The organism is Ruegeria sp. CJ3, from assembly GCF_056536725.1.
Genome location: NZ_JBQFQE010000008.1, coordinates 64,791 through 81,938, shown reverse-complemented (window position 1 = coordinate 81,938; position 17,148 = coordinate 64,791). Strand labels below are relative to the sequence as shown.

The window sequence follows — 17,148 nt, the reverse complement described above, 5'->3', positions numbered from 1 at the left end:
CGCGCGATGGTGTAGTGCTGTCGCGCACATCAGATCGGGGACGGGATGCCGCAACGGGTCCGGCCCTCGGGACATCGCCTTGAAGAGAAAGGGATTGCAAAAATGGGAAAAGTAATCGGGATTGACCTCGGGACCACCAACTCGTGTGTGGCCATCATGGATGGCTCGCAGCCGAAGGTCATCGAAAACGCCGAAGGGGCGCGGACCACGCCCTCGATCGTCGCCTTCACCGAAGATGAGCGACTGGTCGGTCAGCCTGCAAAACGTCAGGCGGTCACCAACCCCGACAACACGATCTTTGGCGTCAAGCGTCTGATCGGTCGTCGCGTGGATGATGCAGAAGTCGAAAAAGACAAGAAAATGGTGCCGTATGCCATCGTCGATGGCGGCAATGGCGACGCGTGGGTTGAGGCCCGCGGTGAAAAATACTCCCCAAGCCAGATCTCGGCCTTCACTCTGGGCAAGATGAAGGAAACCGCAGAAAGCTATCTGGGTGAGGACGTCACACAGGCGGTTATCACCGTTCCGGCGTACTTCAATGACGCCCAGCGTCAGGCCACCAAAGACGCCGGTAAAATCGCCGGTCTGGAAGTGCTGCGGATCATCAACGAACCGACAGCGGCTGCTCTGGCCTATGGTCTGGACAAAGAAGAAACCCAAACCATCGCGGTTTATGACCTTGGTGGTGGGACCTTCGACGTGACCATTCTGGAAATCGACGACGGCCTGTTCGAGGTCAAATCGACCAACGGTGACACCTTCCTGGGTGGTGAAGACTTTGACATGCGCATCGTCAACTACCTAGCGGATGAGTTCAAAAAGGAACACGGTGTCGATCTGTCTGCTGACAAGATGGCCCTGCAGCGTCTGAAAGAAGCTGCAGAGAAAGCCAAGATCGAACTCAGCTCGACCTCGCAGACCGAAATCAACCAGCCGTTCATCTCGATGGGGTCGAACGGTCAGCCGCTGCACATGGTCATGAAACTGACCCGTGCCAAGCTGGAATCGCTGGTTGGCGACCTGATCAAGAAGTCGATGAAGCCCTGTCAGGCGGCTCTGAAAGATGCGGGCCTGTCGGCTGGCGACGTGGACGAAGTTGTTCTGGTCGGTGGTATGACCCGGATGCCGAAAGTGATCGAAGAGGTCACCAAGTTCTTCGGTAAAGAGCCCCACAAAGGTGTGAACCCGGACGAAGTCGTTGCCATGGGCGCCGCCATTCAGGCCGGTGTTCTGCAAGGCGACGTCAAAGACGTGGTTCTGCTGGACGTGACCCCGCTCAGCTTGGGCATCGAAACGCTGGGTGGTGTGTTCACCCGTCTGATCGACCGCAACACCACGATCCCGACCAAGAAGTCTCAGGTCTTCTCGACCGCCGAGGACAACCAGAACGCCGTGACCATCCGCTGTTTCCAGGGGGAACGCGAAATGGCTGCGGACAACAAGATCCTCGGTCAGTTCAATCTGGAAGAGATCCCGCCCGCACCACGCGGCATGCCTCAGATCGAGGTGACTTTTGATATCGACGCCAACGGCATCGTCTCGGTTTCGGCCAAGGACAAAGGCACCGGCAAAGAGCAGAAGATCACCATTCAGGCCTCTGGCGGTCTGTCGGACGACGACATCGACAAGATGGTCAAGGATGCCGAGGAAAACGCCGAGGCAGACAAGGCCCGCAAAGAGCTGGTCGAAGCCAAGAACCAGGCCGAAAGCCTTGTCCACGCGACCGAGAAATCGATCGAGGAACATGGCGACAAGGTCGACCCGTCGACCGTCGAAGCCATCGAACTGGCCGTTGCCGCGCTCAAGGATGAGCTGGAATCGGACAATGCCGACAAGATCAAGTCGGGCATCCAGAACGTGACCGAAGCGGCCATGAAGCTGGGCGAAGCCATCTACAAGGCGCAAGCGGAAGAGGGCGAAGATGAGCCCGCAGCTGCCGATGCCGCGCCGGGTGAAGACGATATCGTCGATGCCGAGTTCGAAGATCTGGACGACGACAAGCGTAACTAACGGGTAACCGGGCCAATTCGGGCCGGTCCGGTTGCCGGGCCGGCCCGATTACGTTGAGGCAGAAGGAAAAACTGATGTCCAAACGCGACTATTACGAAGTGCTCGGCGTGTCCAAGGGCGCTTCGGCGGATGAGATCAAGAAAGGCTTTCGCTCGAAAGCCAAACAACTCCATCCCGATCGCAACAAGGACAATCCCGACGCCGAAGCGCAGTTCAAAGAGGCCAACGAGGCTTATGACGTACTGCGCGACGCCGACAAAAAAGCCGCCTATGACCGCTTTGGCCACGCTGCCTTTGAAAACGGCATGGGCGGTGGTGGCCGTCCCGGCGGCGGTTTCGGCGGGCAAGGCGATTTCTCCAGCGCATTCTCGGATGTATTTGACGATCTGTTCGGCGACTTCATGGGCGGCCAGCGCGGAGGTGGCGGCGGACGCCGCGCGGCGCGCGGGTCAGACCTGCGTTACAACCTGCGCGTGACACTGGAAGAGGCCTATGCAGGCCTGCAGAAAACCATCAACGTGCCCACGGCGGTCGCCTGCTCCTCATGCGAGGGCACCGGGGCCGAAAGCGGCGTCGAACCCACAGCTTGCCCCACCTGTTCCGGCATGGGCAAGGTGCGTGCGCAACAGGGTTTCTTCACCGTCGAACGCACCTGCCCGACCTGTTCCGGTCTGGGCCAGATCATCAAGAACCCCTGTAAGTCTTGCGGCGGGGCCGGGCGCGTCGAAAAAGAGCGCGCACTGTCGGTCAACATTCCCGCCGGCGTCGAAACCGGCACCCGCATCCGCCTTGCGGGCGAGGGCGAGGCCGGAATGCGCGGCGGCCCTCCGGGTGATCTCTATATCTTCGTGGAAGTATCCGAGCACAAACTGTTCGAACGCGACAGCGTGAACCTCTATTGCCGTGTGCCCGTGAGCATGGCCAAGGCGGCACTTGGCGGTTCGATCGAAGTGCCTACAATTGATGGCGGCCGCGGTCGGGTGCAAATCCCTGCTGGCAGCCAGTCTGGACGCCAGATGCGGCTGCGCGCCAAGGGTATGCCTGCTCTGCGTGGCGGTGGTGTCGGCGATATGTTCATCGAACTGGCCGTCGAAACCCCGGTCAACCTGACCAGCCGCCAGAAAGAACTGCTGCGGGAATTCGATGATCTGGGCGAAGACAATCACCCAGAATCGAAAAGCTTTTTCTCATCCGTTAAATCCTTCTGGGACGGGATGAAAGGCTGATACGCTGAAATCCGGGGGCTCTGCCCCCGCCGCGGCAAGCCGCGACTCCCCCGGGATATTTAAAGCCAGATGAAGCGGGGGATCCGGACTTCATCTGGCCAGAAATATCCCGGAGCGCGAGGCAGAGCCTCGCAAAAATCCCTTGATTCTTTGTGCTGCGCCTGAGATGTTCCGCGCCAACCGTTGGGGTGCCCTTCTGTAGGGGCTGAGAGGTGCGACTGCATCAACCCATCGAACCTGATCCGGGCAATTCCGGCGGAGGGAACGGTCTTAACACGTCAGACGTTTTCCACGCCCCCGTTGCCCAATTGAGATGGAGCACGCGGATGGCACCTATTGCGATGACGATTGCCGGGTCGGACAGCGGCGGCGGGGCCGGGATTCAGGCCGACTTGAAAGCCATGTCGGCTCTGGGCGTCTATGGCGCCAGCGTGATCACCGCCGTGACCGCGCAAAACACACAGGCAGTGACGGCGGTGCATGGCATTCCACTGGATGTCATCACCGCGCAGATTGATGCGGTTCTTGGCGATCTGGACGTACGCGCGATCAAGATCGGCATGCTGGCCACGCCCGAGATCATTCACGCCGTCGCAGGGGCGATTTCGGAATTCGACGGACCCATTGTGCTCGACCCGGTGATGATCGCCAAGTCAGGGGATGCACTTCTGGCCGATGAGGCGGTGCGGACATTGCGCGAGGTCCTGTTGCCCCGCGCAACGGTGCTGACCCCCAACCTGCCCGAGGCGGCACGCCTGCTGGATCAACCCTCTGCTGAGACGCCGGAAGACATGATCGCACAAGGCCTTGCGTTGTGCGGGTTGGGGGCGAAATCGGTTCTGATGAAAGGTGGGCATGGGGCAGGCGATGTCTGCCATGATCTTCTGATGGATGGCTCGGGTGTGGTGGGCGAGTTCCATGCGCCGCGACAGGACACGAAGAACACCCATGGTACGGGTTGCACCTTGTCCTCGTCGATCGCTGCGGGGCTGGCTCAAGGTCTGTCTCTGACCGACGCGGTGGCGCAGGCGCATCACTATCTGCAAGGCGCGATTTCGGCGGCAGACGATCTGAGGATCGGGCAGGGGCACGGCCCGGTGCATCACTTCCATCGGATCTGGCCCGCGTGACCGTCTGGTCCGTCATAGGCGCGGGTGTTGCCGGCCTGACTGTCGCCAGCGAGCTTGTCTCGCGCGGGGCGGCGGTGCAGGTGTTCGATCCCGGCGGCCCCCCAGGCCCGCACGGGTGCTCGTGGTGGGCTGGTGGGATGCTGGCTCCGTGGTGCGAATTTGAAAATGCTGAGGAGCCTGTCTTGCGGCTGGGGCAGCAGGCCATCGATTGGTGGGCGGCCCGAACCGCGGTGCAGCGGCGAGGGACATTGGTGGTTGCCAATACGCGCGATGTGCCGGACCTGCGCCGGTTTGCGCGTCGCACGCAGGGGTTCCAGGATGTAGATCAGGCCGAAATCTGCGACTTAGAGCCTGATTTGCACGGGTTCGGCAAGGGTCTCCATTTCAAGAACGAAGCGCACGTAGAACCGCGTCAGGCGTTGCGCGACCTGTACTGCGACCTAAAGGACAAGGGCGTCACGTTTCACCGGAAACTCGCCCCCGCTCGGCTGGACAATGCCATCGATTGCCGCGGCCTGCATGCCCGTGAGGTGCTGCATGATCTGCGTGGCGTAAAAGGTGAGATGCTGGTGATCCGCTGCCCGGACGTCACTCTGACCCGGCCCGTGCGGCTGCTGCACCCGCGGATGCCGCTCTATATCGTGCCGCGGGGGGATGGTGTCTATATGCTGGGCGCGACGATGATCGAATCCGAGGATAGCAGCCGGATTACTGCGCGCTCGATGCTGGAACTGCTTAGTGCGGCCTATGCGCTGAACCCTGCGTTCGGTGAAGCCGAAGTGCTGGAAATCGGCGTCGATCTGCGCCCTGCCTTCCCGGACAACTTGCCGCGTATCCGGCGGCTTGGGCGGACGATCTATGCCAATGGCCTCTATCGCCATGGCTATCTGCTAGCCCCGGCGCTGGCGCAGGGCGTGGCCGATCTGGCGCTTGAGAACAAACATTCGGAGATGGTCGATGAAGATCGTGCTTAACGGCGAGGCGCGCGAGGTGCAGGCCGCGACGCTGGCAGATTTGCTTGAGGAATGCGGCTTTTCGGGCCGCGTCGCGACGGCGGTGAACGAGAGTTTCGTGCCCTCCAGCCTGCGCGTTGCTCATAGGTTGGCCGATGGCGACCGCATTGAAGTCGTCGCGCCGATGCAGGGGGGCTGAGGATGAAACGGTTTTACGGCACCGAATTGCCCAACCCGCTGATGCTGGGCACTGCGCAGTACCCCAGCCCGGCCATTCTGGAACAGGCGTTCCGGGACAGCGGCGCGGGGGTGGCCACGGTGTCTCTGCGCCGGGAATCCGGGGCGGGGCAGACGTTTTGGCAGATGATTCAGGACCTTGGTGTGCTTATCCTGCCCAACACCGCCGGCTGCCACACAGTGAAGGAGGCGGTGACCACCGCGCAGATGGCGCGCGAGGTGTTTGGTACCAACTGGATCAAGCTGGAACTGATCGGCCACACAGACAGCCTGCAACCGGACGTGTTCCAACTGGTCGAGGCGGCGCGCATCCTGACCGAGGACGGGTTTCAGGTCTTCCCCTACACCACTGACGATCTGATCGTGGGGGAGCGTTTGCTTGCGGCCGGGTGCGAAGTCCTGATGCCCTGGGGTGCACCGATTGGCTCGGGGCGCGGGCTAAACAATGAATACGCCCTGCGCGCGATGCGGGCCGAATTCCCTGATGTGCCGTTGGTGATAGACGCGGGCATCGGTCTGCCAAGCCACGCCGCCCATGCGATGGAGCTTGGCTATGACGCGGTTCTGCTGAACACCGCCGTGGCCCGCGCCGGAGATCCCGCAATGATGGCCCGTGCCATGATGCGCGCGATCGAGGCCGGACAACTGGCCCATCAGGCCGACCCGATCGAGGCGCGCGACATGGCCGAACCTTCGACCCCCGTGATCGGAAAGGCCTTTCTGTCATGACGCTGGATCGTTTCTATCCGATTTTCGATCATTCGAATTGGCTGCGCCGGATGCTGCCTTTGGGCGTGAAGCTGGTGCAACTGCGCATCAAGGATCAGCCCGAGGATGTGGTGCGCGATCAGATCGCCACCTCGCGCGATCTGTGCTGGGATCATGGCACGGTGCTGGTGGTGAACGACTACTGGCAGGAGGCGATTGATCTGGGCTGCGACTGGATTCATCTGGGGCAAGAGGATCTGGACGACGCTGATTTGAGAGCCATCCGCAAGGCGGGGCTGAAGCTGGGTGTATCCACCCATGACGATGATGAGCTTGAGCGGGTGCTGGCCATGGACCCGGATTATGTCGCTCTGGGCCCGGTTTATCCGACCATCCTGAAAAAGATGAAATGGCATCAGCAGGGCCTACCGCGTGTCACCGAATGGAAGGCGCGCGTGGGTGATATTCCTCTTGTCGGGATCGGCGGGATGAGCGTGGAACGCGCGCCGGGTGTGTTGCAGGCTGGGGCGGATATCGTTTCGGTCGTCACGGATATCACCCTGAACGACGACCCCGAGGCGCGCCTGCGCCAGTGGATCGAGGTCACCAGATGAGTCGCTATGCCCGCCAGACGTTGCTGTCCGAGGTCGGGCCCGAGGGGCAGGCGCACCTGTCTTCGGCCCGGGTTTTGGTCGTGGGGGCCGGAGGGCTGACCGCTCCGGTTTTGCCTCTGTTGGCGGGCGCCGGGGTGGGGCAGATTACGATTGTCGATGGCGATACGATTGATCTGTCGAACCTACACCGCCAGACGTTGTTTACCGAAGAGGAGTGCGGCCAGCTCAAAGCTGAAATCGCTGCAAATCGCTGTCGCGCCCTGAATGGTGAGATCGAAATTCATACCCTGACAAAGGCTCTAACAAGTGAAAACGCTTCCAGTTTGGTCGCGCAGTCGGATGTCATACTGGATTGTGCCGACAGCTATGCCGCCAGCTATATCCTGTCGGATACCTGTCTGGCTCAGAGCAAACCCCTGATCAGCGCATCGGTGCTGGGCCTGTCGGGCTATGTCGGTGGGTTCTGTGGCGGTGCCCCATCGCTGCGCGCGCTGTTCCCCGATGCGCCCGACAGTGGGGCAAGCTGCGCCACAGCCGGGGTGTTAGGTCCGGTGGTGGGAACCATCGGTGCGATGCAGGCGCAGATGGCGCTGAACCTGATTTTAGGCCTCGACCCGTCGCCAATGGGGCAGATGGTCCAATATGATGGACGCACCCTGCGCAGCAGCAGTTTCCGGTTCGATGATGCGCCTGAACCCAGCAGCTGTTTCCGCTTCCTGTCGGCTACTCAGCTGACGGCGGAGGACCAGATCATCGAACTGCGCGGCCCTGACGAAGCGCCAATCCCCGCGCATCCGAATGCGCGGCGCGTCTCGCCGGAAAACCTAAGCGAATTCGACCCTAATCAAGGGAAGAGATTGGCGTTGTGCTGCGCCACCGGCCTGCGTGCATGGCGCGCAGCCGAACAGATTCAACCGGATTGGCCGGGCGAGATTGTCCTCGTCGCGGCCTCAACCTCGTGAGAAAAAGGAAACGCGAGACATGAAGAAACTGATCGCTGCAATCGCCCTGCTGGCTGCCGCGCCCGCTTGGGCCGAGGACAAGATGACTGTCCTGTTGGACTGGTTCATCAACCCCGATCACGGCCCGATCATCGTGGCGCAGGAAAACGGCTATTTCGCCGAGCAGGGGCTTGAGGTCGAAATCGTGCCCCCCGCCGATCCGTCCGCTCCGCCCCGTCTGGTGGCTGCCGGTCAGGCTGATCTGGCGGTGTCCTACCAGCCGCAATTGCACCTGCAAATCCATGAAGGCTTGCCGCTGAAACGCGTCGGCACGCTGGTCGCGACCCCGCTGAACTGCCTGTTGGTGCTGCAGGACGGCCCGATCAAATCCCCCGCCGACCTCAAGGGTAAAAAGATCGGCTTTTCCGTCGCAGGCGTGGAAGAGGCCGTTCTGGGCACCGTTCTGGGCAAATACGGTGTGACGCTGGACGAGGTCGAGATGATCAACGTGAACTTCTCGCTGTCGCCCTCGCTGATGTCCGGTCAGGTGGATGCGGTGATCGGGGCGTATCGGAACTTTGAGCTGAACCAGATGGATATCGAAGGCGTCCCCGGCACCTGTTTCTATATCGAGGAAGAAGGCGTGCCGCCCTATGATGAGCTGATTTACGTCGCCAACCCCGAGACGATGGATATCGACAAAGTGACCCGCTTCCTCGCCGCGACCGAGAAGGCGACGCAATATATCGTCAACAACCCGGAAAAAAGCTGGGAGATTTTCGCCGCGACCTCGACCGAACTGCAGGATGAGTTGAACGCCCGCGCCTGGGTCGACACGCTGCCGCGCTTTGCTCTGCGTCCGGCGGGTCTTGAGGCCGGTCGCTATGCGCGGTTCGAGCAATTCCTGAAAGACAGCGGTATGATCGACAGCATCAATCCGGTCAGCGACATCGCCATCGACGTGACCGCGCAATGAGCGGGTATGGCAAAGCCTTCACCCTGATGCGGGATGCCGCGCAGGGCCCGTGGCGGGACTATACTCGTCACGCGTTTGTCGAAGGGCTGAAGGACGGAACGCTGCCGCGCGCGGCGTTCCTGCACTACCTGCGGCAGGATTATGTGTTCTTGATCCATTTCTCGCGCGCCTGGGCGCTGGCGGTCGTGAAATCGGAAACGCATTCGGAAATGCTGACTGCCGTTGGCACCGTTAACGCATTGGTCGCCGAGGAAATGCAGTTGCATATCGGCATTTGCGAGGCGGCAGGAATCTCGCAAGAGGACCTGTTTGCCACCCCCGAACGGGCCGAGAATCTCGCCTATACGCGATTTGTGTTGGAGGCAGGATACAGCGGCGATTTGCTCGACCTGCTGGCGGCGCTTGCGCCCTGCGTGATGGGCTATGGCGAGATCGGCGCGCGGTTGGCAACCGAGGCGAGTTCGGACACCTACCGCGACTGGATCAACACCTATGCCGGTGAAGACTACCAAGGCGCGTGTCAGGCGGTCGGAGAATTGCTTGATCAGGCCCTAACACGCCGTATCGGGGCGGAATTTGAAGCTTCTCCGCGCTGGGATCGCCTGTGTCGGACTTTCCGCACCGCCACCGAGCTTGAGGTCAATTTCTGGCAAATGGGCCTGACCCCATGACCCTAGCGCCCGATCTGACCATCAGCGGCACGGCCACCATCGACGGCGCGACCTTGTTCGCGCCGTTGACCCTGACCCTCGGGTCCGGGGCGTGGACCTGCCTGCTGGGCGGATCGGGCGTTGGCAAAACCACCGTTCTACGCCTGATTGCCGGGCTGGAAACCGGGGCTGGCTTCCGCGGCCAGATCACCGCGAGCGACGGCCAACCGGTACCCGAGCGCGTGGCTTATATGGCGCAGGATGATCTGCTGTTGCCTTGGGCGACAGTGGCACAAAACGTCTCGTTAGGTGCGCGCTTGCGAGGTGAACCCGTCGATCTGGACCGCCGGGACCGGCTGATCGAGCGGATGCGCCTACAGGATCACCTGACCAAGAAACCGGCTGAGCTTTCGGGTGGTCAGCGGCAACGCGTGGCTCTCGCCCGAACGCTGATGGAGGACCGCCCCATCGTGCTGCTGGACGAGCCCTTTTCAGCCCTCGACGCCCGTACCCGCGCCGACATGCAGGATCTGGCCGCCGAGGTATTGCAGGGTCGCACCGTCCTGCTGGTCACCCATGACCCGGCCGAGGCCGCGCGTCTGGGCCAATCCATCGTGGTGATGACCCAGCACGGTCTGACACCCTGTGATCCACCGGCAGCCCCCGCGCCGCGCCATGTAGACGATCTGGAGACGTTGGAAACGCAAGGCGCGCTGCTCAAGCTGTTGCGAGAGGCCGCATGAAAGTCCTCTCGGCGCTTGCAGCAACCGTCTTTGCACTGGCCGTCTGGCAGGCGATTGTCAGCCTGACCGGGTTGCCGAAATTCATTCTGCCCGGCCCTGCGCTGGTTGCCGAGACATGGTGGCAGAACCGCTGGCTGATCGCCGAGCACACATGGATCACTGCGGTTGAGGTGGTCATCGGTCTGGCCGTCGGCACCGTGCTGGGCGTGGTGACGGCGTTGCAACTGGCCAATTCGCGGGCGGCGCGGGTGCTGGTGCAGCCGATGCTGGTGTTCACGCAGGCGTTGCCGGTCTTCGCTTTGGCCCCGCTGCTGACCCTGTGGCTGGGTTATGGGCTTTGGTCTAAGGTCGCGATGGCCGTTCTGATCATCTATTTCCCGATCACCTCGTCCTTCTTCGACGGGCTGATGCGAACCCCTGCGGGCTATCTGGACCTTGCCCGCACCATGCAGGCCAGCAAGCGCGCGGTGCTTTGGCATATCCGAATTCCCGCCGCCTTGCCCTCGCTGGCCTCAGGGATGCGGCTGGCGGCGGTTTATGCGCCGATTGGGGCGGTGATTGGCGAATGGGTGGGCTCTTCGCAGGGGTTGGGCTATCTGATGCTGCTGGCCAATGGCCGCGCCAAGACCGATCTGATGTTCGCGGCGATGCTGACGCTGGGCGTGTTCTCGATCGTGCTGCATATGATCATCCGCCGCGCCACGGCGCGCATGGCGGGTGAGGCGCGTTAACACTTCGGAAACTGATTCTACGTCAGGGTAGGCCCATGACACAGGACGCCTTTGCCGAAGCCCCGATGCTGTTCGATACGGACGAAGCGCCCGCGCAGCCGCTGCCCGTTGGTCGGTTACCCTCCTACATCAAAGACCACCGCAAGCGGCTGCGCGAACGGTTTATGTCCGGCGGGTCATCCGCGATGCCGGACTATGAACTGTTGGAACTGGTCCTGTTCCGCTCCATCCCCCGGCAGGACGTGAAACCGCTGGCGCGGGCCTTGATGGACACGTTCGGCGACTTCAACCGCGTCCTAACCGCACCCGAGGAGCGGCTGCGCCAGATTAAGGGCGTGGGCGATACGGTGATCACCGATCTTAAAATACTTGAGGCCTGCGCCCATCGCATGGCCCGTGCGCGGGTGATGCAGCGGCATGTGATCTCGGGCTGGGATGCACTGCTGGACTATTGCCACACGACAATGGCCCATCGCGAGACCGAGCAGTTCCGCGTGTTCTATCTGGATCGCAAGAACGTGCTGATCGCGGATGAGGAACAGGCCAAGGGCACTGTCGATCACGTCCCGGTCTATCCGCGCGAGGTGGCAAAACGGGCGCTGGAGCTGAACGCCTCGGCGCTGATCCTGGTGCACAATCACCCGTCGGGTGACCCGACGCCCTCGCAATCGGATATCGACATGACCAACCGGATTCAGGATGCCTGCTCGGCGCTGGGGCTGACCTTGCACGATCATCTGATCATCGGCAAATCAACCGAATTAAGCTTCCGGGCACAGGGGTATCTGTGACCGCTATTGCACCCAGACCTCGACCCGGCGGTTGACCTTGCGGCCCCATTCGCTGTCGTCGCAGGCCATGGGCATGGCCTCGCCAAAGCCTTCGACCGTGATCTCAACGGTGTCGGGGATGCTGGTTTCGACGGCGGCCAGCACCAGATTGCGCAGAGTTTGGGCGCGGCGCTCAGCGATGCGGGTATTCGCCTCGGCCCCGCCTAGCCCGTCGCTAAAGCCGACAAAAGCCAATTTGCGCACGTCCAGAGTGCCGTTTTCCAGCGCCTGCGCCAGTTGCAGGATGTTGGACCGGGATTGCGCATCCGGGCGCGATGATCCCGGCTCGAACCGGAAGGACAGCGAAAGCCGCGTCATCGGGCGTAGGGTTTCGATCATCCGCTGCAACGCATCCAGCCCCACCTCGGCCCCGCCGGTTGCGATGGCATTGGCCAGCCGGTCGCCCTGCAGCCCGACACGGATGGTTTCGGGCGCTTGATCGACAAACCCGGCCTGCCGGATCACCATCTGCGCCGCCGGGCTTTGCGTATAAGCCAGAAACTGACGCGCCATCCGGGGCAGGCGGCGTTGCGGCAGATACAGGAACATGGGTGAGGTCAGAGGATAATCCTCGGTCTTCACAGCTTGGCGCGTCGCCCGGATCGCATGGCCGCAACCTCCGGCCAGCGGAAGCGCGCGGGCGGTGCCCGTCTCAGCCAGGCTGGCAATGCCGATGGCAAACGGATCGTTCGCAACCGCGCGCACCAGATCGCTGTTGCGGGGGTGACGGGCGATGGTTCCGGACAGGGTTGCCTGCGCCGGCGTCATCAGCAGATCGTCCACCGCCTGCGCTAGCCCCGAGGCTGGCCCGGTCAGGTTCAACGCAATTGGCGCGTCCGGACCACCCAGATCACCCCAGTTGGTGATCTCACCCGCAAACACCTGCGCGAGATCCGTGGCCGAGATCTGCTGCACCGGATTGTCCGCGGCGACAATCGGCACCATCGCATCCAAAGCCAGAACCCGCGACCGACGCGGATGGGTCAGATCGCCCAACCCGGCCTCGGTCGCCATGTCCCGCTCAGACGACCGTATCTCGCGCTGGGCCAATACGATGTCCGCCGTGTTTCCGGCCAGATCAGCAAAACCCGTTCCGGTGTCGGCGGCACGCAGCAGGAACCGGGCCAGCGGGGCTTGCCGGTCGGGTTGGTGCAGGGCGTAACCCGTGCCATCCGGCGATTGCACAACGACCAGCCCCTCTTGCGATGCAAAGCCGTCGATCAGCGCAGGCAGCAGGGTTTCGGCCATCACGGACGCCCCCGACAGGCGAATCTCGGCCACGAAATCGGTCAGGTTGGGGCAGGCGGGCCCGTCGCAGGTGACGCCTGAGCCGTCAACCGTCAGCTCTCCGAACTGGGTATCGACGCGGTAGAACTCGCCGTCATAGCCCAGCAGGGTGCCAACGACCTCGACCTTGCCGTCATGCGAGGTCAGCGTGATATCCTGCGCCGCTGCGCCCTCGGCCACGCAAAGACCAATAAGCGCGGCCATTGCCGCACGAAGAAGTGTCATAAGGAAGTGTCGACCTGCCTGCTGTTTATTTTGCAGCGATTGTCAGGTCTGGGAACAGATTATTCAACACCAGAAAATCACCCGTGGCGTCGCAGCCCGGCATATCCAGCGTCAGATCGCGCGAGCGCAGGCGCTGATCGGCGCGCCATTCCAGCGATTGCACCGGCAGGGCAGCGCCGCAATTGGTGGCTGTCACTTCGGCCTCGACCGACAGGGCGATTGAACCCGCGTCGCTCGTGCTGCCGATCGGGAAGGAATAAACCTCGATATTGCGCGCCTCGGCCGAGCCGCCCTGACCCAGATGGATCACCGACCCCGCGCCGCTGGCCTCGGGCCCGGACCAGACATGGCCCTCTTGCCCATAGCTGGCGCCAAATTCCAGCGCGTGCAGTTGCAGGTCGGTTTCACCCTGCCATTGCAGCGCGATCCGGTTGAACCGCTTGATCTCGGGGACATGAGTGGTGGCTACGGTCCCGGCCTGACCGGGCAGCGAGATCAGGAAGATGGCATATTCCGCCAACGCCGGAATCGTCAGGTCCAAACGGCCCAGCGCGTCGGTGCGGGTCGAAAACACCAGCCCGCTATGATGCACCTCGACCGGTTCATCCATATGGCAGGGTGCCTTGACCTGCAGCCGGGCATTGGCGCCCGGCACGGCCATCGCGCGCGCCGACAGGTCACAATTCGAAGGGAAACGGGGTTGTACACGGGCGGTCGGCGCTGCCTCGGGCGAGACGTCGTTGCGCGCATCCGTGGGGGAAGACGAGGTCAGCACAACGCTCTCGAGCCCGGGCAGGCCCGTCGATTGCGCCGAGATCGACGCAACACGTTCCGCGCCTTCATCAGGCGCAGGATGCCGAGCTGATCCGCTCTGCATCAAATATCCGATGGCCAGGGCGCAGGCAACGGTTCCGCCCGTGGTCACGTAGTTCTTAATAACAAACAAGACACCCTCCCCAGTTGAAGGAGCGAGTCGCAATCTGGCCCTCAATCGCGGCCAATATGTGGCCACGAGGCGGACTCATTGTGTCGGATTGTGGCTGACCTTAGGTCAGCCTGCCATGGCAATGCTTGAATTTCTTGCCCGATCCGCAGGGGCATTTGTCATTGCGCGACGGGTTGCCCCATGTTGCCGGGTCGTCCTCGACAAAGCCCGGACGCGCATCGCCCGAGGCGTCAGCTTCGGCCAGCGCCTCGGCCTGACCGGCGGCCTGATCGACGGCCTGTTGCGCCTGCGCTTGCTGGGCCTGCATCTGCGCCAGCATTTCCTTCTGCTCTTCCTCGCTCAGCGGGCGCACGCGCGACAATTGCTGTGTCACCGTTTCGCGCAGGGAATCCAGCATCCCCTCGAACAGCTGGAAGCTCTCGTTCTTGTATTCGTTTAGCGGGTCGCGCTGGGCATAGCCCCGGAACCCCACGACCGAGCGCAGATGTTCCAGCGTCAGCAGATGTTCGCGCCATTTGCCGTCGATGGTCTGTAGCAACACCTGCTTTTCGATGTTGCGCATGTTTTCGGGGCCAAAGGCCACCGCTTTCTGGGCCATCATCTCGTCGGCGGCCTTGACCAGACGTTCGCGGATATGTTCGTCATCCACGCCTTCTTCGGCGGCCCAGTCCTGCACCGGCGCATCAATGGTCAGCTTCTCCTTGATGGCTTCGTGCAGACCGTCGGTATCCCACTGATCGGCATAGGACTTGGGTGGCATGTATTCGTCGATCAGATCGTCGATCACCTGTTCGCGCATGTCCGAGACGATCTCGGACAGGTCGTCTGACGACATGATCTCGCGCCGCTGGCTGAACACCACTTTCCGCTGGTCATTCATCACGTCGTCGAATTTCAGGACGTTTTTGCGCATGTCAAAGTTGCGGCCTTCGACCTTGGACTGGGCGCGCTCCAGCGACTTGTTCACCCAGGGATGGATGATCGCCTCGCCCTCTTTCATACCCAGCGTGGTCAGCACCTTGTCCAGACGTTCCGAACCGAAGATGCGCATCAGGTCGTCTTCGAGGCTCAGGTAGAACACCGTGCGGCCCGGGTCGCCCTGACGGCCTGACCGGCCCCGCAGCTGGTTGTCGATGCGGCGGCTTTCGTGCCGTTCCGAGGCCATGACATAGAGGCCGCCGGCCTCAAGCACGTTTTGCTTTTCTTCGGCGTGGCGGGCCTCCTGCGCGGTGCGCAGCTCGGCGGGATCAGCCTCGGGGTTTTCGGCCAGCGCCTGCAGCACTTTCATCTCGACATTGCCGCCCAGCTGAATATCTGTGCCGCGCCCGGCCATGTTGGTGGCGATGGTCACTGCGCCAAAGCGGCCCGCATCGGCGACGATCTGTGCCTCTTGCTCGTGCTGGCGAGCGTTCAGAACTTTATGTTCGATGCCTTCTTTGCTCAGCAACTGGCTCAGCACCTCGGATTTCTCGATCGAGGTGGTGCCCAGCAGGACAGGCTGGCCCTTCTCCTGTGCTTTTTTGGCCTCTTTGATCATCGCGCCGTATTTCTCGGCGGCGGTGCGATAGACCTGATCGTCTTCGTCCAGACGGGCAATGGGCTTGTTGGTCGGCACCTCGACCACGCCGAGACCGTAGATCTCGGCAAATTCCTCGGCCTCGGTCAGCGCGGTGCCGGTCATACCCGACAGCTTGTCATAGAGGCGGAAATAGTTCTGGAAGGTCACGCTGGCCAGCGTCACGTTCTCGGGCTGGATCTGCACGCCTTCCTTGGCTTCGATGGCCTGATGCAGGCCCTCGGACAGGCGGCGGCCCGGCATCATGCGGCCGGTGAATTCGTCGATCAGCACCACGTTGCCGTCGCGCACGATATAGTCCTTGTCGCGGGTAAACAGCTTATGCGCGCGCAGGCCCTGATTGACATGGTGCACCACGGTCGTGCTTTCGGGATCATAGAGCGAATGGCCCTCGGGGATCAGACCGGCGGCCAGCAGCTGCTGTTCCAGAACCTCGTTGCCTTCATCGGTGAAGGTGACGCTTCGGGACTTTTCATCCAGCGAGAAGTGATCTTCGTTCAGCGTCGGGATCAGCGCGTCGATGGCGGTATACAGGTCCGAGCGGTCCTGTGAGGGGCCCGAGATGATCAGCGGCGTCCGCGCCTCGTCGATCAGGATCGAATCCACCTCGTCCACGATCGCGAAATTGTGGTACTTCTGATAGACCTGCTCCAGATCGGCTTTCATGTTGTCGCGCAGGTAATCGAACCCAAGCTCGTTATTGGTGGCATAGGTGATGTCGCAGGAATAGGCGGCCATCTTCTCGGCATCGGGCTGACCCGACCAGATCACGCCGGTGGTCATGCCCACAGCGGCAAACACTTTGCCCATCCATTCCGAGTCGCGTTTGGCCAGGTATTCGTTCACCGTGACGATATGCACGCCCTTGCCGGTCAGCGCATTCAGATAGGCCGGGAAGGTGGCGACCAGTGTCTTGCCCTCACCGGTCTTCATTTCCGAGATATTGCCCTGATGCAGGAACGCGCCGCCCATCAGCTGCACGTCAAAGGCGCGCAGTCCCAGCGCGCGCTTGGCGCCTTCGCGCACGTTGGCAAAAGCCTCGGGCAGCAGGTCATCCAGCGCCTCGCCATCCAGCGCGCGTTTGCGCAGCTCGGCGGTCTTTTCGATCAGACCCTCATCGGACAGTTTCTCGAACTCGGGTTCCAGCGCGTTGATCTTGTCGATCAGGGGGCGGGTCGCCTTGATCTTGCGGTCGTTCGGTGTTCCGAACACCTTTTTGGCGAGCGTTCCGAGTCCCAGCATGTTCACTCCAGCGGATCTGTTCTTATCGTGGTTGCGACAGGCTTGCCCACCTTGCGCGCAACCCATAGATACGGGGGGTGAAAGGCGGCCCTGTCCGAGGCTTCAAGGCGATGTAAGCGGCAG

The 17,148-nt window shown here is 62.0% G+C and carries 16 protein-coding genes and 1 riboswitch; of the genes, 13 read left to right on the top strand and 3 right to left on the bottom strand.

Going from position 1 to position 17,148, the window contains the following annotated elements; translation table 11 throughout:
- Positions 1 to 102 precede the first annotated feature (102 nt).
- From dnaK to radC, 13 genes are all read left to right on the top strand, one after another.
- Positions 103 to 2,010, top strand: coding sequence for a molecular chaperone DnaK (dnaK, locus tag ACR0J1_RS14900; protein WP_480733756.1), 1,908 nt, complete (start codon positions 103 to 105; stop codon positions 2,008 to 2,010).
- Between the two features lie 74 nt (positions 2,011 to 2,084).
- The gene (gene dnaJ / locus ACR0J1_RS14895; RefSeq protein ID WP_480733755.1) at positions 2,085 to 3,236 is read left to right on the top strand and encodes a molecular chaperone DnaJ; all 1,152 of its coding nucleotides are present in this window, start codon (positions 2,085 to 2,087) and stop codon (positions 3,234 to 3,236) included.
- A gap of 174 nt (positions 3,237 to 3,410) precedes the next feature.
- A riboswitch (TPP riboswitch) is annotated at positions 3,411 to 3,517 on the top strand.
- Between the two features lie 45 nt (positions 3,518 to 3,562).
- A complete protein-coding gene (gene thiD, locus ACR0J1_RS14890) occupies positions 3,563 to 4,366 on the top strand; it encodes a bifunctional hydroxymethylpyrimidine kinase/phosphomethylpyrimidine kinase (RefSeq protein WP_480733754.1) in 804 nt (267 codons plus the stop codon).
- Positions 4,363 to 5,340 (top strand): FAD-dependent oxidoreductase, encoded by a 978-nt coding sequence (locus tag ACR0J1_RS14885; RefSeq protein ID WP_480733753.1) that lies wholly within the window; start codon positions 4,363 to 4,365, stop codon positions 5,338 to 5,340. The genes thiD and ACR0J1_RS14885 overlap by 4 nt, the downstream gene beginning before the upstream one ends.
- Entirely contained in the window at positions 5,324 to 5,518 is a 195-nt protein-coding gene (gene thiS / locus ACR0J1_RS14880) for a sulfur carrier protein ThiS (protein ID WP_480733752.1), read from the top strand. Before ACR0J1_RS14885 ends, thiS begins: the two co-directional genes overlap by 17 nt.
- A 2-nt stretch (positions 5,519 to 5,520) precedes the next feature.
- The gene (locus tag ACR0J1_RS14875; RefSeq protein WP_480733751.1) at positions 5,521 to 6,285 is read left to right on the top strand and encodes a thiazole synthase; all 765 of its coding nucleotides are present in this window, start codon (positions 5,521 to 5,523) and stop codon (positions 6,283 to 6,285) included.
- Positions 6,282 to 6,878, top strand: coding sequence for a thiamine phosphate synthase (locus tag ACR0J1_RS14870; protein WP_480733750.1), 597 nt, complete (start codon positions 6,282 to 6,284; stop codon positions 6,876 to 6,878). Before ACR0J1_RS14875 ends, ACR0J1_RS14870 begins: the two co-directional genes overlap by 4 nt.
- Positions 6,875 to 7,840: a ThiF family adenylyltransferase gene (locus ACR0J1_RS14865; RefSeq protein ID WP_480733749.1), complete on the top strand. Its 966-nt coding sequence runs from the start codon at positions 6,875 to 6,877 to the stop codon at positions 7,838 to 7,840. Before ACR0J1_RS14870 ends, ACR0J1_RS14865 begins: the two co-directional genes overlap by 4 nt.
- Positions 7,841 to 7,859: 19 nt before the next feature.
- Positions 7,860 to 8,795, top strand: coding sequence for an ABC transporter substrate-binding protein (locus ACR0J1_RS14860; protein ID WP_480733748.1), 936 nt, complete (start codon positions 7,860 to 7,862; stop codon positions 8,793 to 8,795).
- The gene (gene tenA / locus ACR0J1_RS14855; RefSeq protein WP_480733747.1) at positions 8,792 to 9,466 is read left to right on the top strand and encodes a thiaminase II; all 675 of its coding nucleotides are present in this window, start codon (positions 8,792 to 8,794) and stop codon (positions 9,464 to 9,466) included. The genes ACR0J1_RS14860 and tenA overlap by 4 nt, the downstream gene beginning before the upstream one ends.
- Positions 9,463 to 10,188: an ABC transporter ATP-binding protein gene (locus ACR0J1_RS14850; RefSeq protein WP_480733746.1), complete on the top strand. Its 726-nt coding sequence runs from the start codon at positions 9,463 to 9,465 to the stop codon at positions 10,186 to 10,188. Before tenA ends, ACR0J1_RS14850 begins: the two co-directional genes overlap by 4 nt.
- The gene (locus ACR0J1_RS14845) at positions 10,185 to 10,919 is read left to right on the top strand and encodes an ABC transporter permease (RefSeq protein ID WP_480733745.1); all 735 of its coding nucleotides are present in this window, start codon (positions 10,185 to 10,187) and stop codon (positions 10,917 to 10,919) included. The genes ACR0J1_RS14850 and ACR0J1_RS14845 overlap by 4 nt, the downstream gene beginning before the upstream one ends.
- Before the next feature lie 35 nt (positions 10,920 to 10,954).
- Complete coding sequence (radC, locus tag ACR0J1_RS14840) at positions 10,955 to 11,710, top strand: RadC family protein (RefSeq protein ID WP_480733744.1); 756 nt, start codon at positions 10,955 to 10,957, stop codon at positions 11,708 to 11,710.
- A gap of 3 nt (positions 11,711 to 11,713) precedes the next feature.
- Here the strand turns inward: radC and ACR0J1_RS14835 are convergent, their stop codons facing one another.
- The 3 genes from ACR0J1_RS14835 to secA form a co-directional block, all read right to left on the bottom strand.
- Positions 11,714 to 13,261 (bottom strand): phosphate ABC transporter substrate-binding/OmpA family protein, encoded by a 1,548-nt coding sequence (locus ACR0J1_RS14835; protein WP_480733743.1) that lies wholly within the window; start codon positions 13,259 to 13,261, stop codon positions 11,714 to 11,716.
- A gap of 25 nt (positions 13,262 to 13,286) precedes the next feature.
- Positions 13,287 to 14,207 (bottom strand): hypothetical protein, encoded by a 921-nt coding sequence (locus ACR0J1_RS14830; protein WP_480733742.1) that lies wholly within the window; start codon positions 14,205 to 14,207, stop codon positions 13,287 to 13,289.
- Positions 14,208 to 14,307: 100 nt separating this feature from the next.
- A complete protein-coding gene (gene secA / locus ACR0J1_RS14825) occupies positions 14,308 to 17,025 on the bottom strand; it encodes a preprotein translocase subunit SecA (protein ID WP_480733741.1) in 2,718 nt (905 codons plus the stop codon).
- Between the last annotated feature and the right edge of the window lie 123 nt (positions 17,026 to 17,148).

Coding starts and splice junctions, on each gene's coding strand:
- dnaK (WP_480733756.1), top strand. CDS start 103: ATGGGAAAAGTAATCGGGATTGACCTCGGGACCACCAACTCGTGTGTG.
- dnaJ (WP_480733755.1), top strand. CDS start 2,085: ATGTCCAAACGCGACTATTACGAAGTGCTCGGCGTGTCCAAGGGCGCT.
- thiD (WP_480733754.1), top strand. CDS start 3,563: ATGGCACCTATTGCGATGACGATTGCCGGGTCGGACAGCGGCGGCGGG.
- thiS (WP_480733752.1), top strand. CDS start 5,324: ATGAAGATCGTGCTTAACGGCGAGGCGCGCGAGGTGCAGGCCGCGACG.
- ACR0J1_RS14875 (WP_480733751.1), top strand. CDS start 5,521: ATGAAACGGTTTTACGGCACCGAATTGCCCAACCCGCTGATGCTGGGC.
- ACR0J1_RS14870 (WP_480733750.1), top strand. CDS start 6,282: ATGACGCTGGATCGTTTCTATCCGATTTTCGATCATTCGAATTGGCTG.
- ACR0J1_RS14865 (WP_480733749.1), top strand. CDS start 6,875: ATGAGTCGCTATGCCCGCCAGACGTTGCTGTCCGAGGTCGGGCCCGAG.
- ACR0J1_RS14860 (WP_480733748.1), top strand. CDS start 7,860: ATGAAGAAACTGATCGCTGCAATCGCCCTGCTGGCTGCCGCGCCCGCT.
- tenA (WP_480733747.1), top strand. CDS start 8,792: ATGAGCGGGTATGGCAAAGCCTTCACCCTGATGCGGGATGCCGCGCAG.
- ACR0J1_RS14850 (WP_480733746.1), top strand. CDS start 9,463: ATGACCCTAGCGCCCGATCTGACCATCAGCGGCACGGCCACCATCGAC.
- ACR0J1_RS14845 (WP_480733745.1), top strand. CDS start 10,185: ATGAAAGTCCTCTCGGCGCTTGCAGCAACCGTCTTTGCACTGGCCGTC.
- radC (WP_480733744.1), top strand. CDS start 10,955: ATGACACAGGACGCCTTTGCCGAAGCCCCGATGCTGTTCGATACGGAC.
- ACR0J1_RS14835 (WP_480733743.1), bottom strand. CDS start 13,261: ATGACACTTCTTCGTGCGGCAATGGCCGCGCTTATTGGTCTTTGCGTG.
- secA (WP_480733741.1), bottom strand. CDS start 17,025: ATGCTGGGACTCGGAACGCTCGCCAAAAAGGTGTTCGGAACACCGAAC.